This window comes from Mastigocoleus testarum BC008 (assembly GCF_001456025.1).
GTDB lineage: Bacteria > Cyanobacteriota > Cyanobacteriia > Cyanobacteriales > Nostocaceae > Mastigocoleus > Mastigocoleus testarum.
Genome location: NZ_LMTZ01000149.1, coordinates 40,031 through 64,375, shown reverse-complemented (window position 1 = coordinate 64,375; position 24,345 = coordinate 40,031). Strand labels below are relative to the sequence as shown.

Genomic DNA, 24,345 nt, shown 5'->3' with positions numbered 1-24,345 from the left:
TAACCTTTTTCCTCAAATTTATCTAAGTTGACTTTAGCAACAAAGAATTTCATCCCCTGACGGATATAAGGTCGTAGTAAACTTCCTGCACCTCGAGGAATTTTGTAGCCGTTGCGTCGTAACCAAGTTTGTAAACCGTTAGATTCTTTTGCGCTCAGGATAACAATATCGTATTCACCAACATTAAATTTGGCTTCTACTGTCACGCCCAAATTATTGTTTTTCTTAAAACGTCTTGCTGCTTGAGGAGCAGCATTTTGTATAGCTCTAGATTCGGCGGCATCGTACAAAATTGGGTTACAAGGATCCTCGTCAAAATATTCAACTAAGCGCGGGGCGCTAAAAGCATCTAACCTTTCAATAATTTTTGGTTTTGCAACTTTAACTTGTTCTTTTTTTAGCACTGTTGGAACAGGAACTACCATGGCGAAGTCTTTCACGTCACCTTGATAATCATTTGCCATTGTCAACACAGTGCGATTGTCTTTACGAGCAATCACAACCTGAGAAGCTTGGTTATATAGTTTGCTATCAGCTTTAGCAACATAAAATCCACAAAAAGCCCAGGCTGCAGGGGTAAAGTAAAGCAGTACGACAAAACTTAGTACTAATGAAATTAATACCCGAAATATTTGTTTTATTGAGAGTATCATTTTGATTTTTTAATTTTCGATTGATATTTACGAAAAAACTTCTTTTTATAAAATTCCCAACTCTCGATTAATTTTGTTAGCCCTTTTGCTTTTTTACTACTCCATCAAATGCTGATTTTTTATAGATGTAGAAAAGGAAATTAATACTTTCCGATCTCTAATGTCTAATCTCTAATATCTAATCCCCAATTCCTTGATTATTCCAAGAGAATCGCTGTGCAGACCAGATAGCATCAAACAGCACTGTTAAAGGTGCAAGTAAAAATAGTGCCCAAAATACAGCAGTGGACATCAAAAAATAATTCCTCAGAATAAAAGTTAATGTGGCGATGCAGATCGCCCAAAGAACCCTACCGATACGAGAATTAGGAATTGAACGAGGATCGGTCACCATAAATAAAGCAAACAGTAATAAAGATCCGTTAATTAAACGGTGTGAGTAAACATCCCAAGTCCAACCCAACCAGAAATTACGAATACCCTCTAAAACTGCATAAGCACCCAAAAAAGCTGCTGTAGTATCCCAGCGACCAACTTTTTGCAAAATCATTCCACCAGCACCGAGAAATAACATTGCATACCACCAATCTTCCCCCCACTGTCCTGGGGATACCCAAGCATCATTGGTTAATATCAGTGCTGCAATGATGCCAAAATTAGCTGGATTAAAAAAATGCTTATTTCCTACCTTAAAGATAAACTTACTAGCGATCGCACTAAATGCTGCTATAGCTATAGTTGTCCAATGGTCAGCACGCAAAAGCAAACTTAACCCTAGGGAAGTAATTAAGGCGCTGCGGATGGAAAAATTAGAATTTAAGAAGAAACGTGGGTTAGAAAGACTTAAGCTAGAAAAATTTGAGTTAGAAGAATTTGAGCTAGAAAAATTTGAGTTAGAAGTATTTGAGTTATCACCCTTGGACTCATTTCCTCGACTAAATATCAATTGGGTTATTAGGCAAGTTGCAATAGCGATTAAAATTAATTCCGGTCGCACAGTCCAATCTCTTGTCCCAATCCCCAAGACTAAAAACAAAGTGAGGAATAGAATTTGATAGTCTCTAAGGTCCTGAAAAAGCATTACATGTTTATTTTGGATAATTGTCTATTTTTTCTTAAATTTAGGCTTAAATACCCTTTTTCTTGTTCTCGTTACAGAATTTGCTACCAAGTGCAAGTATAAAATTAACTCTTGTTAAGCATTAGATATAGATAGGGAACAAATTAGAAAAAAGAATATGTTGGTTATTCTCAACTCGTGATACTCTTGTTAGAATAGAATGCGGAACTTTTAGTTCCTTCTAGACTTAGGTCTGGTTTAATTAAATATTTCTTGTCTGGAGAGGTGGCAGAGCGGTTGAATGCGGCGCACTCGAAATGCGTTTTGGCGGCAACGTCAACGGGGGTTCGAATCCCCCCCTCTCCGTTTTTAGTTTTTTATCTTTCATCTCCAATCCTGAGATAGATGTCATCATTCTTAATTTATTCACCATATGAATGTGGTTAGTATTTGAGTGAGTTTATCTATGCCTTCTCTAGCGATCTTCAAACAGAAATATTGCAGCTAGAGGGAACTTAATAGAAAACCCCAACCCACATACTTCAAAACAAATATTTCAAACTGCTCAATTCATAGTGAAAATTTATAAATTTTAGTTAATTTTATTCAAATTCTGGCAAAATCATCTCAAAAATAGTTATTTCAAAATAATTACACAATCGCAGCAGTAAATTTTAAGTTCAAATTTAAATTTTCAATCTAAACTTTCAATTTTTACACTTCAAATTTTGAGCTTTCAATCTTAAGCTCCAAATTATATCGCACTATGTAATAAGATTAAGAAATTTATAAATTCTAAAAGCTATGATTTATAAACTTTTACTATGCTAACGCCCCACCGTAGACGCGATATATTTTGTTAGCAAAGCGTATCTAAAAGACATGTTTTGACTTGCACATAGCACTATAAATACTTAAATATTATCAATCAAAAAAAGTTCTAATTTCTTGAGCAAATTAATCATTACCCCAAATTAGTTTAAGAACCGGAGGCTAGAGCAATGATGAAAGCCGAAGATATCATGAGTAAGGAGGTAGTTACGATAAAGGGTTCAGCGACTGTTGCAGAAGCAATTACATTGATGAAGAATCATGGAATACGAGCTTTGATTATCGAGCGCTGCCATGAATATGATGCTTATGGGATAGTATCGGAAACAGATATTATCTACAAGGTAACAGCTTACGGTAAATCCCCCAGACAGGTAAGGGTCTTTGAAATTATGTCTAAGCCCTGCATTATCATCAACCCAGACCTAGGTATAGAATATGTAGCTAAAATGTTTGCTAATACCGGTATCCACACAGCACCTGTGGTTCAAGGCGAACTACTAGGCATTATTTCAGTTACAGATATTCTTACAAAAAATGATATTGTTGATAGTCCCAAAGCTATTTTGTTTGAAGAAGTAATTCAAAAAGCAGTAGAAGAAGCTCGCACTATTTGTGCAATTTATGGTGCTAGTTCTAAGGTCTGCACTGCAGCTTGGGATGCAGTTGAAGAACTACAAGCACAAGCAATACATCAAAAAGCTGAAAATATTATATCTACCAAAGCTTCCTTTGAAGAATACTGTGCTGCAAACCCAGATGCACCAGAATGTCGTATTTATTATGAAGATTGAACAGTTATCAGTTTATGGCTAACGCCACAACGCCACGTCCTTACGGGCTACAGTTATCAGTGAACAGTGAACAGAAAATAAAAACCAGGGAAACACTAATCAAAAACTGTTAGCAAAGCGTGTGCGGTAGCGCATTAACTGATAACTGGTAACTGATAACTGAAAAATGTCTAACGTTTTGCGATTCGCATCAATAAAAATATACCGATACCTAAACACAAAAAGTTGGATGTCCAAGCTGCCATAAAAGGAGAAAGAATACCTGCTTGTCCTAAAGCACTAGCGAAAAAAGATACTATATAGTAAGTGAATATAATTACAATACTAAGAGCGAAACTTGTACCTTTCCCACTTCTTTGGGGTACACTTCCCAACGCCGAACCAATCAACCCAAAAACTACACAAACGAAAGGTAAAGAAAACTTTTCTTGAATTCTAACTTTGAGTTTCTGAATCTTTCTATCATCACCTCTGAGACGTTCAATTTCCAGTTGCTCTAAAGCTTGAGCAATATTCATCTCACCATAATCTCGGCTTTTTTGTGCTACGTCTAGCGGAGTTCGGGGTAATTTGAGTTTTTGGTGTTCAAACTTGATTATATTACGATAGGAACTATCAGAAGATACCAAATATATAGTACCGTCATAAAAATCCCAGACATTTTCCGATGGATTCCATTTACCGGAATCTGCAATAACAATTTGACTTAAAGTTTCTAAACCTTCTTGGGAGCGATCAATCACTGTTAAACCTTTCATTCGGTTCCCGTCAAATTGATCGGCGTAAAATAAGCGGGATAAAACTTTTTCTTTACTACCGTCCTCTTGTTTGACTCTGCGATACTCCGGATAAATTATATTTGCTTGCTTAAACGTGGGTCTTTCTGATTTTAAAGCTTTATTAAGAGTTATTGTTGCTTGATATTTCGCTACTGGTGCAATTTGTTCATTAAAAATAAAAGTAAGACCTGTTACAAATAAACTCAGTATTACTGCAGTTAAAACCATTCGATAGACACTGACCCCGCAACCACGCAAAGCAACCAATTCACTTTGACTGGAAAGGCGACTATAGGTCATTAAAGTCGCAAGGAGTGTGGACATGGGAAAAGCTAAGACTATGAATTCTGGAAGCCTTAAGAGAAAAACTTGTCCAGCGAGAGTTAGGGGCAAACCAGATTCAACAACCTTCCTTATTAGTTCAAATACAGCACCAATTGATACCAAAATAGAAGAAAAAGCCCCTACACCAAATAAAAATGGTGGTAGCAATTCGCTTGCAAGGTATCGATCCATTATCGAAAATGGTAGTAGCGAATTTAGGGTATAAAAGGACTTTTGTTTAGCCATTAGTGAGTAGTTGCTGAGGATGGGTATTGGGGATTGGGTATTGGGTATTGGGAATGAGGAACTAAATCAATAGGAATTAATTAAAAATGACAAATAAACAGATAAGTAAAATATTTAGATAGTAAAATGTTTAGATATTTACTATCGAGTTATATTACCTTTTCTTTGTTCTTCATTTCCTATTCCCTTTTCCCTGACTCATACAGACAAAATTTTTAAGCAAAATATGGAACTATTTTCATCCGGTGCTTGCTAGGCTTGAAAATTATCGCCTAAATAATACTGTTTGACTAAAGGATTTGCATATAGTTCTTCTGGAGTACCTGAAGCTAAAATTTCTCCCTCACGCATGATATACGCCCGATCAGTAATAGCAAGGGTTTCGCGAACATTGTGATCTGTAATTAGAATTCCCATATGGCGATCGCGTAATTGAGCAATAATTTCTTGAATTTCGGAAACTGCGATCGGATCGACTCCAGCAAATGGTTCGTCTAAAAGTAAAAATTTGGGTCCATCCTTTCCCGCAGCTAAAGCTCTTGCTAATTCTGTTCTTCGCCGTTCGCCCCCAGAAAGTTGAATACCTTTAGAATTAGCGACTTTTTCTAAGCTTAGATCCCCAACTAAAGTTTGCAAGCGACTTGACCATTCCCTGGATGGAACGCTGGTTTGCTCCATCACTAGGAGGATATTATCCCGAACACTCAAGTTACGAAAAACACTTGCTTCCTGCGCCAGATAACCAATACCAAGTCTGGCTCGTTTGTGCATAGGTAAAGGAGTAATGTCTTGCTTATCCAACCAAACCGTACCTTGATTTGGTTTTTCTAAACCACAAGCGATATAAAATGTCGTTGTTTTACCAGCCCCGTTCGGACCGAGTAAACCAACCACTTCTCCTTGCGCAACTGAAAGATTAACGCGTTTGACGACCTCTCGCTTACCGTAAGATTTATGTATATTATCTAAAAAAATTTTCACAACTAATTTACACACCCTTTATTGAGTTTTCAATACTAATTTCTGCGTTTGAAACTAGGAGTGGAAGGTGCTGCTGTAGTATTGTTACTATTAGGGTTAGCATCATCTACGATGTAGACAGATCGTACTTGTTGGTTAGCTTTTGGTTGAGCAACAAATCGCCCCTCATCAATTAAGTATGTGACAACTTCAGCCCGGATACTATTAGCACCATTTTGCAAAATGTACACATCACCACTAAGAACGATGCGACGTTCGCGATTAAACAATTGTGCTTGGGCTGCTGTTGCTCGAATACCTCGTGCTTTGTACAACATTTGCACATTGCCACGGGCTGTTGCTACCTGAGTTTTACTATCATATTGTATTAGGTCACCATCAATTTGTAGTGGTTGACCTTGACCTGACTGTTGTGCGATCGCACTTTGCAGTTGAACGGGATGTTTGCTGTTACGTAACGGATTATCGAAAGACATTGCACATACAAGTGCAACTGGCAGTATCAAAATCAACCCAAAGCGATGTACTTGTAATTTGGATAACTGATAGTGGAGTTTCATAGTAATTAGGAGTTTAGTTATTTTTACTTGTATTTCTATCCGTATTTTAATTTTCACAAATAACTAATCTAGACTATGGAAACACAATCTAGATTAAATCACACATTATATTATTGCTTGACACAATTGACGTTTGACTGGACTTTAAAGTTTCATCGATGCGTCAAATTTTAGAAGTAAACCTTAAGACAGTTGGGAAATTATTAATGTCAAAACATCATAGTGTTAAGCATAATTTAAAATCCTAATTTTACTTGAAATAAAAGCAAGTTAAATATAGCACAGCAAAATCTATTTTAATGGTTTAAATTGTGACATATTGACTTGAGTTAGGCTAAATCAAGACTCAGATTTCTACTCATAAAAATGACAAACTTGGTAGGCAAATAGAAAACTAAAAATTTAAATCATTGTACGAATAAAGAGCCAAAACAAACATAAATCTTATCTATCATTATTTATATTTTACGTATTTTACTTACTCCCAATTCCCAATTATTAATCTCTAATTGCTACTAAAAATAAAAAGGCCATAAACAAAAAATTAACTATTTAACGTCCTACTAATTTATCACGCAATTTTTTAATTCTATCCCTGAATTTCGCAGCTTCCTCAAATTCTAGGTTTTTTGCCGCTTCTTTCATTTCTGCTTCCAATTTATTAATCAAATCAGGAATATCTTCTAGAGGTAATTCATTAAGATTTTCATCAACAGTTTCTAAATCCTGTAGATTTACTCTGCGGGAAACTTCTAGGAAAGATAAAATAGCATTATTTGATTTTTTAATAATTGGTTGGGGCGTAATATTATTCTCTTGATTATGTTCAGTTTGAATCTTACGGCGACGTTCGGTTTCTTCAATGGCTTTTTTCATGCTATCGGTTAAGCGATCGGCATACATAATAACCTGTCCTCGGATATGACGCGCCGCTCTACCAATGGTTTGAATTAACGAACGTTCGGTACGTAAAAATCCCTCTTTATCTGCATCTAAAATTGCAACAAGAGAAACTTCTGGTAAGTCTAAACCTTCTCGTAATAGGTTAACACCAACTAAAACATCAAAATGGCCTTCCCGTAAGTCTTGAATAATTTCTATTCTTTGGATGGAATTAATCTCTGAATGTAGATACCTAACTCGAATATTTTTCTCTTCTAGATATTCAGTTAAATCTTCTGCCATCCTCTTAGTTAAGGTAGTAATTAATACTCGTTCATCCAGGTCAATCCGGTCTTTAATCTCACCTAATAAATCATCAATTTGACCTTCGGTAGGACGTACAAAAATTTCAGGGTCCACTACACCTGTAGGTCGAATAATTTGTTCGATAACATTACCATCAGATACTTCGATCTCCCAATTCCCTGGAGTTGCAGAAACAAAAATGCACTGATTTACTTTTAACCAGAATTCTTCAGCTTTTAAAGGACGATTATCAGCAGCACTAGGGAGCCGAAAACCATGATCGATTAATACTTTTTTCCGAGCTTGATCGCCATTATACATACCCCGCAATTGGGGAACACTAACATGGGACTCATCTATGACTAATAGCCAATCCTTAGGAAAATAATCAATTAAACACTCTGGTGGTTCTCCCGGTTGTCTTCCAGCTAAGTGTCGGGAATAATTTTCCACTCCATTACAATAACCGACCTCCCGTAACATTTCTAGGTCATAGCGAGTGCGTTGATCGATCCGCTGTGCTTCGAGTAATTTACTGACTTCTTCTAATTGGGCTTTGTGTTGTTTTAATTCAGTTTGAATATTAGTGCAAGCTTCCTCCAAACGGTCTTTGGGAGTGACAAAGTGACGTGCGGGATAGATATTTACTGCTTCTAAACTCTGAAGAATTTCTCCTGTGATTGGATCGACATAACGAATCGCATCAATCTCATCACCAAAAAATTCCACTCGAATAATTCTATCTTCGTATGCTGGTCCAATTTCTAAAACATCCCCGCGAACTCGAAAGCGTCCCCGTCCCATTTCTAGATCGTTACGGTTATATTGAACTGATACCAAACTTCTAATAACTTCGCGTTGGTTTACTTCCATTCCCACCCCAAAGGGAATAGCTGCATTGAGGTATTCTGTTGGCATTCCTAAGCCATAAATACAACTAATTGACGCTACAACAACAACATCTCGACGTTCAAATAAAGAACGGGTTGCAGAATGTCGTAACATATCAATTTCATCATTGATCTGTGCAGTTTTTTCAATATAAGTATCGGTGACGGGAATATAGGCTTCTGGTTGATAATAATCGTAGTAACTGACGAAGTATTCGACGGCATTTTTTGGGAAAAATCCCCGTAATTCATTACAAAGTTGAGCCGCAAGGGTTTTATTGTGAGCTAATACTAAAGTTGGCTTACCAATATTCTCAATTACTCTTGCTACTGTGTGAGTTTTTCCGGTACCAGTAGCTCCTAGCAAAGTTTGAAAACGATTTCCAAAGTTAATACTATCAATAAGTTGGTCTATTGCCTTTGGTTGGTCGCCTGTTGGTTGAAAAGGAGCTTGCAAAGAAAAGTCTACCATCGAATTTCTAAGACGCTTTTAGTTCTTCTCATCGTAACGAATACTGTTACTCTTTAGAGCAAAACTGAATCCTGACTTCTTTCCTATTCTTAACTTTCTAACCTCTGACTCCCTTAAAGCTGATTTTTTCTAAGTGAAGCAATTCATTTAGAATTGGTATCGACAGTCTGAAAATAGTAGAAACAGACAATAATCTTTACAAATATTAATCATTAAGTTTGACTTATGTATCAAACTTGAAGATACTTATATATAGTCAAGGATTTTTAAAGTTAAAATTTAATAAACTAAGTAAAATTTCAATCTTTCAAAATTTTCATTTTCAAAACCTAAGTAAAATTCATTTATCAATTTTGAGGTATTAGCTTATGAGCGTTAGCAGCAATGAAGAAAAAGCAAGTTCTAGGCAAAAACCGACTCAAAATAAGGAAGAATTAAAAGTGGAAGTAGAAAAGAATTCAAGTGAAGCTTTGAATAAAGATGATGAGGGAGGAAAAGCTGCTAACATGTCCGCAAACGAAGAATCTAAGCCCAAAAACGAAGAAAACGGTAAATTAATCGTTGCTGGGACTCGCCCAATTGCTTCGAGCGACCTCGAAGTCGCTGGAACTATGGCCATCGCAGGAGCGCGTCCCATTGGTACTAGTTCCTTGGAAGTAGTAGAAACAGTTAACCTAATGGGAGTTCGTCCAATTGCTGCGAATACCATTCAGGTTGTGGATACAATGAACCTTTCTGGAATTCGTCCAATTGCTGCGAGTAATATCCAATTATCAGAAACCTATTCTGTGATGGGTAACCGACCAATAGCATCAAATGAAATTGATGACAGCTATAACTTAATGGGTTTTCTTGACTAGACTTTTTTTATTGGTTTTTTCAAACCTATGTTCTCAGAAAACCCTTGAACGGTAAATAAATTTTTATTACCCGGTTACTTATTAAAACCGGGTTTTGTTTATTTATGAACGTACTCATTCTCGAACTGGAACTATAGCCAAATAAGTTTAGTCGCAACAGCAATACCAAACAAACTGGTGAGTACAAGCATTTTTTGTTAGCAATTAACAATTGGGAGTTAACCACTATGACACTCTTGTGCTTCGGTGAAGTAAAAGCACTGCCAGTGGAAAATTAATTTTTAATCCTAAGAGTCGTCATTGAAATAAATGAAGAAAAAAGGAAAAAACAAATCTCTTTAACCACTTACTTATTTATCTTGAACTGTAGTTCTGAGTGAAGAATCCTGGTTATCAATGGATGCGGATTATTTATGAATAGAGGGCTAAATTAATTAACTCTCTACTGGTACGCACCGCACACCCCACAGCGATGACTGAAAATTTATTTGTCTTTAATTTCTACAGTGTTTAGTATCTAAATATACATTGCAGACAACTATAAATAGCAATTTCGGCTTTTGAGGGGTGGATAATATATTATTTTACAACACTCCACAGTAAAAAATAAGTAATTTAACTTAAGCAATTCTCTGTTCGCTACTTACAGGATAGTAACTTTTACTTTTTCCTAAGCCTACGAGCAAAACATGAGATTTTTGATAAACCCCTATTTTATGATTCCTCACAACGCTGCAAAAATTTGCTGCATTCATATACGATACCCCGCCGTGGATACATAAGAACCTGGCACAAGATCCCCTATAAATTTTTCACTCTTGGTTGCAGTTTTTAGAGAAATGATAGGTCATAGGCTAACTTCCAGGTTCTTTTTGGATTTCTCCCTTAATATTCTCCAAGTCAGTGTAAAAATCAGCTACTCTGATCAAACTTTCACTTGTCATAGAAGATAAGCTAACTACCTCAACATGAACACCCTGATACGTGATGTTATCTACTACATAAGTTAAGTCACCGTCTCCACTCAGCAATATCAAAGTATCGCAGTATCTAGCAAAGTTCATCATATCTATGGCAATCTCTACATCAAGATTTGCCTTCTTAGAACCATCAGGAAACTGGACAAGTTCTTTGGTTACAACCCGATAACCGTTACGACTCATCCACAACAAAAAACCTTGTTGTTTTTCATTGGTCCTATCTACGCCAGTATAAAAATAAGCTCTCAACAGATGGCGTTCTCTGGTCAAACAACGTAGTAGTTTAGTGTAATCAATTTCTAAACCAAGATGCATTGCCGCATAAAATAGGTTAGCGCCATCAATAAAAATCGCTACTCTTTGACGCAGTCTTGAGTCCTCAGGATAACCTAAACCCGGAGCTGGAGCCGGCATCATGTTAGGACTAGTTGTAATCTCCGGCTTTTCAATGACTTTTAACATTGGTTGTTCCAAACGTTGCTCAGTGTCCAACTTTTCGGATGGTTGGCTATCATTCTGAGGTCGTGGAAGTAGTTGCATAATAATTTACGACTCCTCAGTACATCATTGTCATTTTAAGTAAAGTAGCAAAAGTTGCTCTAATCGAAAATAAGTGATTAGAGACAACTTTGGAAGGACTGTCATCTACACAAAATAATAAATTCATTAAGTTAAGTGAAAGAGATAAACCAAAAGCTTATTGGCTAAAATGTTTCGTCTTTCTTGCTTGTATTTACTCAAGTCCCCGTTCACCATAAGGTACATCTTTATTAACCGTAAGGTGCATTTTGGAAGAATTTGCTTAAAATCTAGAAAGATCTAATTCGAATTCTCCAAATCTGGATTGTTTTAACATTCGAACTAATAAAGCCCAATATTAACCCAGCTAGAAGGAATTAACTAGCCAGCAAGAATGATGGTAGATAATTATTCAAAAAATTAATATTTTTTTATTTTTTACATTTTTGCCCCACGAAATGACCATAAAATTCAAAATGCTTTACAAAAGTTAAATCAAATTAATATTTTGTCATGTATATTTAATCAAACTTTCACCGCCTAAGCATGTAAGTAAGGGTACATGAGAAAAGAATTTTAGGATACCAAGGTGTTTTTAACATTTTTCATGACGAGTAATTTCGTAGATTTTAACCGTTGTCCTTAAATAAAGGCACCAGTACTTGAAAAAAAAGATGATTTCTAAATTTTTGTACTTAAGACTTACAGTTTAATTTTATTTCAGTGAATGGGCTGGAATTTGTTGGAAACAGCCACATTGTACCTATTCATCTCCTGCACCTTACTACACAATTTCTGCTTCTCCAGCAAAAATATGAGGTTTGATTTAGAGAGTTGACGTAAGTCTTGATATTTCCAAGGAACATAAATCAGTAGCAGTTAAAACAAAAGATAATCTTGTTAGCTTTACGCGAACGTACGTGACTATACGGCATGGACGTTGTTGAGTTGCATCTAACTAGGAACTATTTCTGTAGCAAATCACCTATAGAAATCGGGTTACAAAAAACAGTCATCAAAAACTGAATTTTTCCGAGATTGTGTGATTCCTTTGTCTATGACCAAGCGTTAACACATATCTGGTTGTAAACATTGCAATCTGCTCTCGAAATAAATACAGGTGCAAGTGCGAGGAAAGGCTTACCTTTAAAAAGAACAGAGTTTAGAACGACTATTGATATTAATTATAAGTAGGTCTTCTTTATTCTGCCTTTCTTCGCTCAATTTATCACATGAAATGGCTTTAAGTATTAAAAACAAAGTTCCTAAATACGGTGCAACTACTAGAGGAATGATTTTTTGCGTTTCAACTTGAATTAGCAAAATAATTGTTAGAGAAGAACGATATCAAAAATTTTATTTTAGTGAAAAAAGTAAATTAACACAATTAATTGATATTTTCTTCCAAAACGATTAATCACTATATAGTTTGACTAATAATCGATGTCTTATATCAAGATAAATATGTATTTGTAATAATTCAGTTAAATATAGCATTTAATAATCATAATTTATTCCGTAAAGTTGTACATTTCAGGCTGTGAATTTTCATATCCTCCTAAATCCCCCCAAATCCCCCTTGTTAAGGTAAACTTCAGGTTCTATTCTCAAGTAGTAATAAAAAGAATAATTGATAAAATCTAATGTTATTCATATTGAGACAAGTTAATTCTTAAACAGGCCGGTAAAATTATCACCTTATGACTTGAGTAAACAGCCCGATTAAAATTATGTCATTAAAATTGACTAACACTCAATTAGTCGGCTTTATTGGATACTTGCTTAAATAACCCCGAATAAATTTTATAGATAAATATAAGTACTCTTTAAATGGCACTACAGTTAGGTGATATGATTTTGTTTCTGAATTCGCTTTTATTCTATTATTCTTAACTGAGAACGAATATTGTAAGTATTTTCTAAAAAAGTGGCTAATCAAGTTTAGTAAATATATTGATTAAGTATGCAAAAGTAAAATATTCACAAAAAAGTGCTTTGTTTTGTAAACATATGTTAATTTTAGAGACTGTTGGTATTACAGGATAAAATATCAACCACAGATTTTCTGTAAATGCAAATATAAAAATGATAACTTATGTTTGAATTTTTTTGAGTTTTATTATATTGAATATACTTCACTATATTAAATAGATTTATTATTTTTGGATTAGACTAATATTTAGAGCGTGATACCTTAAATCTAAAAAATATTTTTATAGTTTATTTGCTAGTTTTTCACAAAATAACGAGCTACAGCTCATAAAAGATAAAAGTGATACTCCGAATGAAAAGTATAGAGAACAACATAGTATTAGGCTCGTCAGAAGGGGTTATTCCCTCATCTCCTCCTGGATTCAAATCTGGATTTATTGGAATTATTGGTCGTCCAAATGTTGGTAAATCAACTTTGATGAATCAATTGGTAGGGCAAAAAATTGCGATTACATCTCCAGTTGCCCAAACAACACGTAATCGCCTTCGTGGCATATTAACTACACCTGAAGCGCAACTGATATTTGTAGATACTCCAGGAATCCATAAGCCCCATCACCAGTTGGGAAAAGTTCTGGTACAAAATGCCAAAATAGCGATTGAATCTGTTGATGTTGTTTTATTTGTCGTTGATGCAGCAGCTTCCTGTGGTACAGGAGATCGTTATATCGGAGAATTACTAAGTCGCAGCACGACGTCGGTAATTTTAGGGTTAAATAAGATTGACAAACAAGAACCGGATTTATCTTCCCAACAGGATGAAAGTTATTATAGTTTGGCGCGCTCGCAAGAATGGCAGACCACTAAATTTTCAGCTAAAACTGGAGTAGGACTTCCGGAACTACAAAATTTATTAATACAAAACATAGAGCCAGGACCACTTTATTATCCACCCGATTTAGTGACCGATCAACCAGAGCGTTTTATTATGGGTGAATTAATTCGCGAGCAAATATTATCATTGACGCGTGAAGAAATTCCTCACTCGGTTGCGATCGCAATTGAAAAAGTTGAGGAAACACCAACGATTACTAGCGTCCTCGCAACTATTAACGTGGAACGTGATTCCCAGAAAGGCATACTCATTGGTAAGGGTGGTAATATGCTTAAGGCTATTGGGAGCGCCGCTCGAGAACAGATTCAAAAGTTAATTGCAGGTAAAGTATATTTAGAACTATTTGTAAAAGTACAACCTAAGTGGCGTCAGTCTCGGATTCGCTTAGCAGAATTAGGATATCGTGTTGAAGAGTAGAAGTTTTCATAATCAATGAATTAATTCCCAACCCCAAATCATCACTGGGGGTGGGAATTTTTATATCACCTAAAATTATGTTTTTCGAGCGACAGTAGATGAAATTTACTGTCGGATTTTCTTAATTTATATCCGACTGACGGGTTTTATTTAGCGCGGAGACTACGGCAGTTTACCAGCTAATAGGTACGGAATAAATTTGCTGGAACTTGGAGTGAAATACTTGTAAATATAGGATTTTGGATTCTTAATTCTGTTATATGGTTTGCATATAGTTTGTACGAAGATGTAATTTATTTTGACTATAAAGGTATCACATATCAAGCCTCTGGAAGATTTTTGCAAGCATAAATTCATCTAGAATTATTATTATATTTTGCTCGTGTAAAAACATTTTATGAAAAAAGTTTGGCAATTTAGTTTAAATTGAGAGCAATATAAGATAGCTGTAGTTCCCATACATAAATTAAAGATTCTGTAAAGTATTTCACAAAATGACTATTACATTGCAAAATCTGACAACAGATACACCAAATTAACGGAGTTGATGCCAACTTAACCTGGGGAAAAATCTGTGAAATTTTCAAATTCTACTAAATTCTTCTTTTAGGAAAGTTTTGCATAACTCGTAATTAAAATTTAGCGTAAATAATTATACTTAAAAACATAATACCAACAAACGTCTGAAAACTAACTTCAAAAACATTGGTTTTTAACTAACATTTATTTTTATTACCAACTGGATATTAATGAATATGCAAAATCCAAAACTTGAAATGAATGGGAGGTATAAGTCGTTACTTCCTCTGTCTTTATCAGTAGCAGCTAAGATATCAAATAATCTTCGTTTATCTTTGGCTAATTTGCCACCATTAATTAAGCGTGAAACTTTGTTTGCTAATCCAGATAAATTAAATCTACAAATTTCACCGGATGGTAAATATATAACATACATGGCACCGGATAAAAATAATTTACTGCAAGTATGGATTAGGAATATTGATAAACCAAACGATCAAATTTTAACTACCAATAAAAAATATTGCATTCGAAGTTATTTATGGAGTTATAATTACGAGCAAATAATTTATAGTCAAGATGTAAATAATAATGGAAATTTCCAGATTTTTGCGCTAAATATCAAGACTAGAAAAATTACAAATTTAACTCCCAAAAAAAATGTCCAGGCACGAATAATTGCTTTAGATCGTAAATTTCCCTATCAATTATTAGTAGGTCTAAATATTAGGGATAAACGTAAACATGATGTTTATCAAGTTAACCTCAAAACAGGTAAAACAACCTTGAGGGTGAAAAATACTGGTAACTTCATTCACACAATTGCGGATGCGGAGTTTAAAGTACGTGCGGCGATAGGAATGACTCCCGATGGTGGCTCAACTTTATCGATTAAAGATAACTATCAAAAACCCTGGAAAGTCATTCGTAGTTGGGGTCCAGATGAGAGCGGTACAGCCTTAGGATTTTCCGAGAATGGGAAAGTACTTTATATTTTAGGTAATCACAATGCTGAAACAATTAGACTTTCGGCATTGAACTTGAAAACCAGGAAAGAAAGTATTATTGCTCAAAATTTACAATACGACGTTAATGCTACTTTTATTCACCCAACAAAGCGATACGTCCAGGCTGTTGGATTTTATAAAGATAAATTGCAATGGCAAGTATTAGACAAAAGTATTACTGCTGATTTTCAGGCTCTATCAAAAATTCACGGCGGTGAGTTTCGCATACTCGACCGCGACCTTGCAGACAAAATATGGTTGGTAGCTTATAACGCAGATAATGGACCAACACATTATTATAAATACAACCGAGTTACTAAAAAAAGTCAGCGGTTGTTTAGCAATAAGCCCGCTCTAGAAAATGTCAAACTTGCACAAATGCAACCAATATCCTATCGGTCCCGCGATGGGCTCAGGATTCGTGGTTATCTGACAACACCCGTTGGAATTTCACCAAATAAACTACCTACAGTATTGCTAGTCCACGGAGGACCGTGGATTCGAGATACCTGGGGTTACAATCCCATGGTGCAATGGTTGGCAAATCGTGGCTATGCAGTTTTACAAATTAACTTCCGGGGTTCTACTGGATACGGGAAAAAATTTCTCAATGCTGGTAACAGAGAATGGGGAAGAAAAATGCATGAAGATTTGATTGATGGAGTGAACTGGACAATTCTTCAGGGTATTGCAGATCCAAAAAAAGTCGCAATCATGGGTGGTTCTTATGGTGGTTATGCAACTTTAGTTGGCTTAACATTCACACCCAACGTGTTTGCTGCTGGTGTTGATATGGTTGGTCCTAGTAATTTGCTGACTTTAATGGAAAGTATTCCTGCTGAATGGAATATGGTCAAAGCCAGATTCTACTATCGTGTAGGTAATTTAGAAAAAGAAGCGGATTTACTCAAATCTCGTTCACCATTATTTTTTGTCAACCGTATCCAAGCTCCATTGCTGATTGCACAAGGTGCTAAGGATCCAAGAGTTAAACAGGTAGAAAGCGAACAAATTGTTGTTGCGATGCGAAATGCTAATAAGAATGTTGAATATATTCTCTATCCTGATGAAGGACACGGTTTTACGCGTCCTCAAAATCGACTGCATTTCTATGCAAAGGTTGAAGAGTTCTTGGGGAAGTATTTAGGCGGAAGAATTGAACCAATGACCAATACGTCAGGACATTCTGGAATTATTAAGTAATATTCTTGAAAGTCAACTATAAATCACCGAAACAGAAACGGTTGGAGATAATAAAAAGTTTGATTTAGGAACTTAACAAATCCAAAAACATCGACCTACAGTGGTACAAAATTCAATATGATATTTAACATCATAATTAAGTACTTCTCACAGTGAAAACTTCTCCCTTTCCAAGGAAGTACAACATTACAGAAAATTTGGCTGCCTACTTTTTTATGGCACCAACTATTCTAATACTAGGAATTTTTGTAGTGTTGCCGATTGTATTTGCTGTTTTTCTTTCCTTGCATAATGTAAAATTACTGGGCAGTATTGAGTATCAGTTTGTTGGCGTTCGTAACTTTACTCAACTTGTTGATGATGAACGAATTTGGATCGCCCTAAAAAATACAGCAGAGTATGTTGTCATTGTTGTCCCCGCACAAACAATTTTGGCAGTCATTTTAGCTGTTACCCTTAATTCTGGGATTCGCGGTAAAAACTGGTGGCGCATTCTTTACTTTTTACCCACAGTGACTTCTTCCGCTGTACTGACTCTCATCTTCATGTGGATTTATAACACCAATGGCTTATTAAATGATTTGCTTACTGCTTTAGGACTACCCACTTACAACTGGTTAGGCGATCCTGGCGTAGCCCTCAAAGCCATCATGATGATGAATATTTGGTCAACTGCTCCTTTCTATATGGTTATTTACCTAGCAGCATTACAAGATATACCTAGGACATTATATGAAGCTGCAGAATTAGATGGTGCTAATTGGTGGGAAAAGTTTATTCATATCACTATTCCCGTGCTCAAGCCAGTGACATTTTTTGTGGTGGCGATCGGTATCATCGGTACTTTCCAATTATTTGACCAATCTTATATTTTTTCTGGTGGTACGGGTGGTCCTAACAATGCCACATTAACAATAGTTTTATTAATATACCAAGCTGTATTTCGTCACTTGCAAATGGGGTACGCTGCAGCGATCGCTTTCTTATTAGCGATATTAATCATCATAGTTACTTTATTTGGGAGACGGTTATTCGGAGGTGAAGGCGTGTGATTAAGCGTCTGAGTATTTCCTGGGTACAGATAATACTTTATTTAGTATTGGCTCTATATGCAATTCTCACCCTCATTCCTTTTTTGTGGGCATTTTCTGCTTCCTTTAAACCCCTGTCGGAAATAGTTGGTGGGGAACCCAATTTTTTCCCAAAACACTTCACTCTCAATAATTACAAACAAATTTTTCTCCAAGAACCTTTATTTTTTCGTTGGCTACTAAACAGCGTAATTATAGCTATTAGTATTACAGTTTCTAATTTACTCTTCAACTCAATGGCTGGTTATGCCCTAGCTCGACTGAGTTTTACTGGAAGACGTTTTTGGTTTCTGCTAATTTTGGCAGTTTTAGCGGTACCAGTCCAGGTAACATTAATTCCTACTTTCTTGATTTTAAAAGCCTTTGGCTGGCTTAATTCCTATCAGGGGATGATTGTTCCAGGGATGGTCAATGCTACTTTTATTTTTATGATGCGACAATTTTTTGTGAATTTTCCTCGGGAATTAGAAGAAGCTGCAGCACTTGATGGCTTGACAACCTTCGGAATTTTTCGCCACATAGTTCTTCCCCTCGCCAAACCCGCATTAGCAGCCCAAGCAATTTTTGTTTTTATGAATAGCTGGAATAATTTTTTATTACCTGTGGTGATTCTGTTCGACCCTGAAATGTTTACCCTACCTTTGGGGCTTAACACTTTCAAAGGTCAATATATCAGCTATTGGAATTACATCATGGCGGCTTCAATGGTATTCACATTACCGGTTTTAATAATCTATAGCTTTTTCAATCGGTATTTTATTCAAAGTGTAAAATTTACAGGTGGTAAAGGTTAAAATAAGACGCAAATTACTGAGAGAAAAAAGTAACTTAAAAGCAAAGCAATAAGAAAAATACTGTTAATCTAAGTTTTTTTACTCTCCCTTACCTCCCCATCACAGATACTTAAGACAAGATATCCTGGTAGTTTGGGCAACAAATTGCACTATTCACGTGATAATTGTATAAAAGCAGCTTAATCTGAATTAATCAGTTAATAAAGAATCAGTCATCGATCGATTAGCAGTTAACAAGAATAGTTAACACTCAAAAGATTAAGTCTCGCTGGTATTCATTGCTGTGTTGAGAGTCGAAATCCTTAAGGGGAAATATGTTTAGAAAACTAGTTGGCATTTTTGTAGCTACTTTATTATTAACATTTCAGTTTTGCCTGGGTAGTGCAACAGCAGTAGAATTAGATACAGCTACACGCACGGTACCTTTAAATGATAAGGGTGATGATGTTGTCCTAAGTCTGAAACAGATTAAAGAAGGTAAGCGGTTGTTCAGATTCGCTTGTGCCGATTGTCATCTTGGTGGTGTAACCAAAACTAACCAGAACGTTGGGCTAGATCCAGAAACTCTGGCTTTAGCTACACCTGCTCGGAACAACATTGAAGGGCTTGTGGATTATATGAAAAATCCCACTACCTATGATGGTGAAATTGAAATTTCTGAATTGCACCCCAGTATGAAAAGTGCAGATATTTTCACAGAAATGAGAAACCTAAATGAAGAAGACTTTGAAGCAATCGCAGGTTACATCCTTTTGCAACCTAAGGTTGTTGGTAAAAGATGGGGTGGTGGCAAAATATACTTCTAGGTTTACAAAGGTCAAAGTACATTTATAAACTTTTTTGATTAAGCCTAGGTATATTCAATAAAGCAGCAGGAGGTAATATCTTAACACAGATTTACATTCTTCTGCTTTTCTATTTGGGGTTTCTGTTAGCGGCTAGTGGCTAACGGTTAGCCCGGCGTGACGTTAGTCAGAGGCTCTGCCGACGCCCTTCTGCTCCAGCGTAAAGTATTTATATTTATTGAGTTTAGTCAAAAGCTTCTTCAACGACATCTTACTCTAAAGCGATACCTCAACTGCCAGGTTGTGAACTTACCGCTATGTTCTGACTTTTGAACCCCGATCCCCGAGCATCCACTCCCAATTCCACGAGTTTAGGATCGCGATCTCAGCTTCACAATTGTAGGCAATCATTAAAAAAAAATTTCTATCTATGACAAAGCGTCATATTTTGGTCAATTTTATTTACAATGAATGATATTGAAAAATTTAAATTTTTCCACCCTGCTTCCAAGAGTTAGGATTTCAACACTTCCGAGAGGTTTTATGAAATTATTTGCAGCAAATCTACAACGTATTGGTTTAGCTATTTGTGCTATCTTCTTCTTTGTCAGCAGCTTTGTTGTATTCGTAGATAGTGCTGCAGCCGAAACATACACAATCAAGCTTGGCAATGACAAAGGAATGTTGGCATTTGAACCTTCCAAACTAACAGTCAAGCCTGGTGACACCATCAAGTGGGTAAATAATAAAGTTCCTCCCCACAATGTGGTTTTTGACAAAACCCAAAACCCTGCGAAAAGTGCCGATCTAGCAAAAGAACTTTCTCATAAGCAATTACTAATGAGCCCAGGTCAAGAATTTGAAACTACTATACCTGCTGATGCTCCTGCTGGCGAATACACTTTTTACTGCGAACCCCATCGCGGTGCTGGTATGGTTGGTAAGGTCGTAGTTGAAGGTTAACAGTTATTAATGCTTACTTCTTGACCTTAGTGGTAACTTGTTTAGTCCAACAGAAATAATTTTTGTTTGCACGTAATAGGATTGGGATATTCGATACCTCATCTCCGATTTAAGTGCATACAAAAAAATTTGGTAAGTGGTTCCGAATTCTATTTTTTATAATGCTTTACCCTAACGGTACGGATAATAAAGAGATGGATTTGGAACCACCACATGACTAACTAATCAAACTTAATAATCGAACCCTATGACCTGAGATTATTGAAAATCTGAGGTTTTTGTTTTTATTTGTCTTTGCTCTCGTAGTTTGCGAAGCCGCAAAATCAAATTTCTCTGGTTTTCTTTGGAAGAAGATGAGACTTGGGTACGGTTTTCTAAATTACCTTTACTATTCTCTGGAATAATTAGTGAACGCTGAGATAAAAACCCCGGCTGAGAAGTTTGATTATAAGAAGTTTGATTATTTCCAGGATTATCAGTAGCTTTGTCTGTTCTAACTACCGATTGAATAACAATTGGTGATGAAGATAATTTTTCTGTGTTAGTAATTCTGCTACCAGGGACTGCACCACTTGGTGAAGGACTAACTTTTAAACCCCGTTGGTCTTTAATAGCACGCAAACGTTCGCGGAGATTTAGGGTGTCACTAGGTTCGAAAACAGCATTAAAAGAAAAATACTTAGGTTTTCCAGTTGCCTTGATTGGATTTTTCTGGAAGTAGTTTTTGAAGTAGTCTCTGATAGCAACTTTGAGATTAGATGATACTGATTTGTCTAATAACTCAAAGTAATTAATTTTACCATCACCATCAACAACTAAACCTCCCTTAACATTGGTAGCCTTTTCACCTGTTGGTAAGTCAAGACTGGGTTGCAGTGGAACCGCTTGCATTTGAATGTTGGGAGTAATCTGTTTTGCCCTAGCAATAAGTTCGGGTTCAGTAATGACTTTCTTCCGAGATGGAGACTTAACTTTGACCTGGGCTGTTTGAACGTTATTTACCTGTGGTGAATTTGTTACTCCCGTAACCAATCTTGTTCCAGAAGTCAGAGGATTAGTATTATTTGTGACATTAAATCCCCTTGACGAGTCATTTAAAACTTGGTTACCCCGAGGTAAAGCACTAACAGAAGTAACATCCCCAGAAACCGGAATTGGTTTTCCTGGTAACCCAGCAGGCATTGCAGCTGGATTTACCTTAGGTAAACTAGCTTGTAAATCTTTTTGAGTGTTATTCCTAGTATTAGTTCCAGTGGCTACTTTTGCTCTTAGCTTCTGATTCGCTCCAGCATTGGAATTCTTAACAGGATCCTCAAAATTAAGTTCCGGTCTACTAGCACTCCAAGATTTTTTAGCTCCAAACCTATCTTCTGGACGTATACGAAAGGGATTACTTTGTCTTGTTTTAACTTGCCGATTTTTGGGTAGTGGATCTATTCCCAATTCACTTCGTGATACAGGCAAAGGTGGCATGATTTGATTCGAAGCAACTGGAGGTGTTACCAATGGAGGAGGAGCTAATCTTGGTAACGGAGTGGCTTTTGTTGCAAATTCAGGCAATTGGACAGCCGTTTGGATATTGGGCTGTAGATTAGGCGTTACGTTTGTCGAATTTGTTTGAGGAATACGTTGCCGATCGGCTTGGTCGAGTTCAACAAGTCCAACAGTTTTCGGAATTTTGACTTCTTTGGTTTTTTTTGTCTCTACCGGCATTAAGGGCAGCAGAAAAGCAATGACACCATGAATACCAACGGATGCTAGTGCCGCTATCCCTACAGGTTGACTAAAAAAATCTGGTATGGTTTTCAGCAATGAGACGTAAGACATAGTAACTTGTTTTCGTTCACTCGGCTCTATGGAAATTGTGTAATTTTATTGTCTAAAGTTCTTAATTATTTCCAACAATGGCTGAGGAGGAGCACCCCTCTACAAATAATAACTTCTTATAAAGATACTGAAAACAGAACACGTTTAAGAGTATTTTGGTCGTTATTTTATTAGTTTAATTTATATACTACTGGGATTCAGTCTACATGGATGTGATTTTGCTTTCAAAATCATGAATCTTAAAAATATCCAGATTGTAATTGCACAATCAAAATTGAAAAATAAGGTAATTTCAAGTTACTTAAATTGGTTAAGTCGGGATGCAATACCATTTCCTCTGAAGTTGCTTTTTCTACTATGAAGCTTGATTTTAGCAGGTCGTGTTGTTGCAAAATCTTCCAAACTTTAGCGTATACAGAGCTAACTTTCATCAGTACAACAACCTCAGCCCACTCCAATGCAGTTTCAAAATCGCTCATTGAATAGATGGCTGGTAAAACTGCTAATTTTTCATCTTTGACTGTGAGAGGTATACCTAATACAGCAGCAGCAGCCATTGGAGAACAAACTCCTGGTATCACCACAACTGTTACATCAGGATAGAGTCTTCTCAATGTTTGCGCTAAGTATGTAAATGTACTGTAGAAACTGACATCCCCAACACAGGCAAAAACCACATCTAGACCAGTTTTTAAACATTCGTAAACAAGTTTTGCTGCTTCTTCCCAAGCATTTAATAGGATTTGTTCGTCTTGGATATAGGGGAAGTTCAGAGGTAACAGTATTTGTTCTGGTTGCAACCATTGACTAATAATTTTTTCCGCGATTCCGGGTTTGCCTTGTAAACCAGAAGGAAATGCTACCACTGGAGAATTTCGTAAAATTCGTAATCCTTTAACAGTAATTAATTCTGGATCGCCGGTTCCTACGCTCAGACCGTAAAAATTGCCTATTGGCATTGGCACACGTTAGTAAAATTAACCTATAAGTTTATATTCTTAATAAAGAAATACAAAAAATAATACAAAAAAATCAAGCTTTCAAAATAAGACTGCAATGCCACTACCAACAGTTATTTTGCCGGGATATTTTGAGTCTGCCAAATCCTACCAAAAATTAGAACAATCCCTCAAAGAAATAGGTTTCCCTGCTGTAACTGTGCCCTTGGGAAGAAGGGACTGGATACCGACACTGGGAGGAAGATCTTTCATTAATATTCTCCAAAAATTAGATCAAACGGTCAAAAATGTCCTTTTTGAATTTAATGTTCCCCAGATTAATTTAATCGGCCATTCCGCAGGAGGATGGATATCCCGAATTTATTTAGGAGAATTGCCTTACTCCGGAAGAGGTAATGACAAATCTTTACTATGCAATGGGCATAAACTGGTTGCAAATCTAATTACTTTAGGTACACCCCATTTTAGTCAAGAACGCTGGACGCGCCGGACTATTGATTTTGTTAATCAAAACTACCCTGGAGCATTTTATAAGGATGTAAATTACATTTGTGTGGCGGGGAAAACAGTTTTTGGTAATAAAAAGTTAGGTAGTTGGTTAGCTTATAACAGTTATTTATTAACTTGCGGCAAAGGAAATACGTGGGGTGATGGCATCACCCCCATTGAAGCAGCCCATTTAGAAGGCGCTCAAAATATTGTGATTGAAGATGTTCGCCATTCCCCCAAAAGCCCGCAAAGGTGGTATGGCTCCCCAGATATACTTAGTACCTGGGCTAATTATCTAAGTTAAGTTATCCTGTTTACATTCTGAAA

Annotated in this window: 19 protein-coding genes and 1 tRNA gene; 10 read left to right on the top strand and 10 right to left on the bottom strand. The window is 36.2% G+C overall.

The features are described 5' to 3' along the window. The coding region (locus BC008_RS40095; RefSeq protein ID WP_153009743.1) for a DUF2330 domain-containing protein at nt 1-653 on the bottom strand (653 nt) is incomplete at its 3' end. A 178-nt stretch (nt 654-831) separates the two neighbouring features. Beyond that, nucleotides 832-1,734, bottom strand: coding sequence for an RnfABCDGE type electron transport complex subunit D (locus tag BC008_RS40090; RefSeq protein ID WP_027841755.1), 903 nt, complete (start codon nt 1,732-1,734; stop codon nt 832-834). A 258-nt stretch (nt 1,735-1,992) separates the two neighbouring features. Here BC008_RS40090 and BC008_RS40085 point away from each other — a divergent pair. Both BC008_RS40085 and BC008_RS40080 read left to right on the top strand, forming a co-directional pair. After that, nucleotides 1,993-2,079, top strand: a tRNA-Ser gene (locus tag BC008_RS40085). 635 nt (nt 2,080-2,714) lie between these two features. Then, nucleotides 2,715-3,338, top strand: a complete 624-nt coding sequence (locus BC008_RS40080; protein ID WP_201026225.1) for a CP12 domain-containing protein — start codon at nt 2,715-2,717, stop codon at nt 3,336-3,338. 170 nt (nt 3,339-3,508) lie between these two features. On the opposite strand, the gene BC008_RS40075 is transcribed toward BC008_RS40080, so the two are convergent. The 4 genes from BC008_RS40075 to uvrB all read right to left on the bottom strand — a co-directional run bounded on the left by BC008_RS40075 (nt 3,509) and on the right by uvrB (nt 8,778). Continuing rightward, nucleotides 3,509-4,633, bottom strand: coding sequence for an LptF/LptG family permease (locus tag BC008_RS40075; protein WP_027841753.1), 1,125 nt, complete (start codon nt 4,631-4,633; stop codon nt 3,509-3,511). A gap of 306 nt (nt 4,634-4,939) precedes the next feature. Further along, nucleotides 4,940-5,668, bottom strand: coding sequence for an LPS export ABC transporter ATP-binding protein (gene lptB, locus BC008_RS40070; RefSeq protein ID WP_027841752.1), 729 nt, complete (start codon nt 5,666-5,668; stop codon nt 4,940-4,942). Nucleotides 5,669-5,703: 35 nt separating this feature from the next. Beyond that, nucleotides 5,704-6,228 carry an LptA/OstA family protein gene (locus BC008_RS40065; protein ID WP_027841751.1) on the bottom strand — a complete coding sequence of 175 codons (525 nt, stop codon included), beginning with the start codon at nt 6,226-6,228 and terminating at the stop codon, nt 5,704-5,706. A 552-nt stretch (nt 6,229-6,780) separates the two neighbouring features. After that, nucleotides 6,781-8,778, bottom strand: coding sequence for an excinuclease ABC subunit UvrB (gene uvrB / locus BC008_RS40060; RefSeq protein ID WP_027841750.1), 1,998 nt, complete (start codon nt 8,776-8,778; stop codon nt 6,781-6,783). Between the two features lie 368 nt (nt 8,779-9,146). On the opposite strand from uvrB, the gene BC008_RS40055 reads away from it, so the two are divergent. Further along, nucleotides 9,147-9,638 carry a hypothetical protein gene (locus BC008_RS40055; RefSeq protein ID WP_027841749.1) on the top strand — a complete coding sequence of 164 codons (492 nt, stop codon included), beginning with the start codon at nt 9,147-9,149 and terminating at the stop codon, nt 9,636-9,638. Between the two features lie 620 nt (nt 9,639-10,258). Here BC008_RS40055 and BC008_RS52380 read toward each other — a convergent pair. Then, nucleotides 10,259-10,393, bottom strand: coding sequence for a hypothetical protein (locus BC008_RS52380; RefSeq protein ID WP_268768285.1), 135 nt, complete (start codon nt 10,391-10,393; stop codon nt 10,259-10,261). A gap of 99 nt (nt 10,394-10,492) precedes the next feature. Beyond that, the gene (locus BC008_RS40050) at nt 10,493-11,158 is read right to left on the bottom strand and encodes a LabA-like NYN domain-containing protein (RefSeq protein WP_027841748.1); all 666 of its coding nucleotides are present in this window, start codon (nt 11,156-11,158) and stop codon (nt 10,493-10,495) included. Nucleotides 11,159-13,421: 2,263 nt separating this feature from the next. Between BC008_RS40050 and era the strand changes: the two genes are divergently transcribed. The 6 genes from era to petE all read left to right on the top strand — a co-directional run bounded on the left by era (nt 13,422) and on the right by petE (nt 20,743). Then, on the top strand, nt 13,422-14,381 hold the full coding sequence (gene era, locus BC008_RS40045) for a GTPase Era (protein ID WP_027841747.1): 960 nt from the start codon (nt 13,422-13,424) through the stop codon (nt 14,379-14,381). A 755-nt stretch (nt 14,382-15,136) separates the two neighbouring features. Continuing rightward, a complete protein-coding gene (locus tag BC008_RS40040) occupies nt 15,137-17,110 on the top strand; it encodes a S9 family peptidase (protein WP_235596009.1) in 1,974 nt (657 codons plus the stop codon). A gap of 215 nt (nt 17,111-17,325) precedes the next feature. Next, nucleotides 17,326-18,162: a carbohydrate ABC transporter permease gene (locus tag BC008_RS40035; RefSeq protein WP_153009741.1), complete on the top strand. Its 837-nt coding sequence runs from the start codon at nt 17,326-17,328 to the stop codon at nt 18,160-18,162. Beyond that, a complete protein-coding gene (locus BC008_RS40030; RefSeq protein ID WP_027841744.1) occupies nt 18,162-18,995 on the top strand; it encodes a carbohydrate ABC transporter permease in 834 nt (277 codons plus the stop codon). The genes BC008_RS40035 and BC008_RS40030 overlap by 1 nt, the downstream gene beginning before the upstream one ends. A gap of 314 nt (nt 18,996-19,309) precedes the next feature. After that, nucleotides 19,310-19,801, top strand: coding sequence for a photosystem II cytochrome c-550 (psbV, locus tag BC008_RS40025; protein ID WP_027841743.1), 492 nt, complete (start codon nt 19,310-19,312; stop codon nt 19,799-19,801). 522 nt (nt 19,802-20,323) lie between these two features. Then, nucleotides 20,324-20,743, top strand: a complete 420-nt coding sequence (gene petE / locus BC008_RS40020; protein WP_027841742.1) for a plastocyanin — start codon at nt 20,324-20,326, stop codon at nt 20,741-20,743. Between the two features lie 258 nt (nt 20,744-21,001). Here the strand turns inward: petE and BC008_RS40015 are convergent, their stop codons facing one another. Together BC008_RS40015 and BC008_RS40010 are read right to left on the bottom strand one after the other, a co-directional pair. After that, complete coding sequence (locus BC008_RS40015) at nt 21,002-22,570, bottom strand: hypothetical protein (protein ID WP_027841741.1); 1,569 nt, start codon at nt 22,568-22,570, stop codon at nt 21,002-21,004. 239 nt (nt 22,571-22,809) lie between these two features. After that, nucleotides 22,810-23,529 (bottom strand): precorrin-2 C(20)-methyltransferase, encoded by a 720-nt coding sequence (locus tag BC008_RS40010; protein ID WP_027841740.1) that lies wholly within the window; start codon nt 23,527-23,529, stop codon nt 22,810-22,812. A 97-nt stretch (nt 23,530-23,626) separates the two neighbouring features. Between BC008_RS40010 and BC008_RS40005 the strand changes: the two genes are divergently transcribed. Further along, a complete protein-coding gene (locus BC008_RS40005; RefSeq protein WP_027841739.1) occupies nt 23,627-24,322 on the top strand; it encodes an esterase/lipase family protein in 696 nt (231 codons plus the stop codon). Nucleotides 24,323-24,345 lie beyond the last annotated feature (23 nt).

Excerpts from the sequence above, each read along its gene's own strand:
- BC008_RS52380 (WP_268768285.1), bottom strand. The coding sequence starts at position 10,393 with ATGAATGCAGCAAATTTTTGCAGCGTTGTGAGGAATCATAAAATAGGG.
- BC008_RS40015 (WP_027841741.1), bottom strand. The coding sequence starts at position 22,570 with ATGTCTTACGTCTCATTGCTGAAAACCATACCAGATTTTTTTAGTCAA.
- petE (WP_027841742.1), top strand. The coding sequence starts at position 20,324 with ATGAAATTATTTGCAGCAAATCTACAACGTATTGGTTTAGCTATTTGT.
- BC008_RS40005 (WP_027841739.1), top strand. The coding sequence starts at position 23,627 with ATGCCACTACCAACAGTTATTTTGCCGGGATATTTTGAGTCTGCCAAA.
- BC008_RS40050 (WP_027841748.1), bottom strand. The coding sequence starts at position 11,158 with ATGCAACTACTTCCACGACCTCAGAATGATAGCCAACCATCCGAAAAG.
- BC008_RS40040 (WP_235596009.1), top strand. The coding sequence starts at position 15,137 with ATGCAAAATCCAAAACTTGAAATGAATGGGAGGTATAAGTCGTTACTT.
- era (WP_027841747.1), top strand. The coding sequence starts at position 13,422 with ATGAAAAGTATAGAGAACAACATAGTATTAGGCTCGTCAGAAGGGGTT.
- BC008_RS40075 (WP_027841753.1), bottom strand. The coding sequence starts at position 4,633 with ATGGATCGATACCTTGCAAGCGAATTGCTACCACCATTTTTATTTGGT.
- uvrB (WP_027841750.1), bottom strand. The coding sequence starts at position 8,778 with ATGGTAGACTTTTCTTTGCAAGCTCCTTTTCAACCAACAGGCGACCAA.
- BC008_RS40080 (WP_201026225.1), top strand. The coding sequence starts at position 2,715 with ATGATGAAAGCCGAAGATATCATGAGTAAGGAGGTAGTTACGATAAAG.
- BC008_RS40010 (WP_027841740.1), bottom strand. The coding sequence starts at position 23,529 with ATGCCAATAGGCAATTTTTACGGTCTGAGCGTAGGAACCGGCGATCCA.
- BC008_RS40090 (WP_027841755.1), bottom strand. The coding sequence starts at position 1,734 with ATGCTTTTTCAGGACCTTAGAGACTATCAAATTCTATTCCTCACTTTG.
- BC008_RS40055 (WP_027841749.1), top strand. The coding sequence starts at position 9,147 with ATGAGCGTTAGCAGCAATGAAGAAAAAGCAAGTTCTAGGCAAAAACCG.
- psbV (WP_027841743.1), top strand. The coding sequence starts at position 19,310 with ATGTTTAGAAAACTAGTTGGCATTTTTGTAGCTACTTTATTATTAACA.
- BC008_RS40065 (WP_027841751.1), bottom strand. The coding sequence starts at position 6,228 with ATGAAACTCCACTATCAGTTATCCAAATTACAAGTACATCGCTTTGGG.
- BC008_RS40035 (WP_153009741.1), top strand. The coding sequence starts at position 17,326 with ATGGCACCAACTATTCTAATACTAGGAATTTTTGTAGTGTTGCCGATT.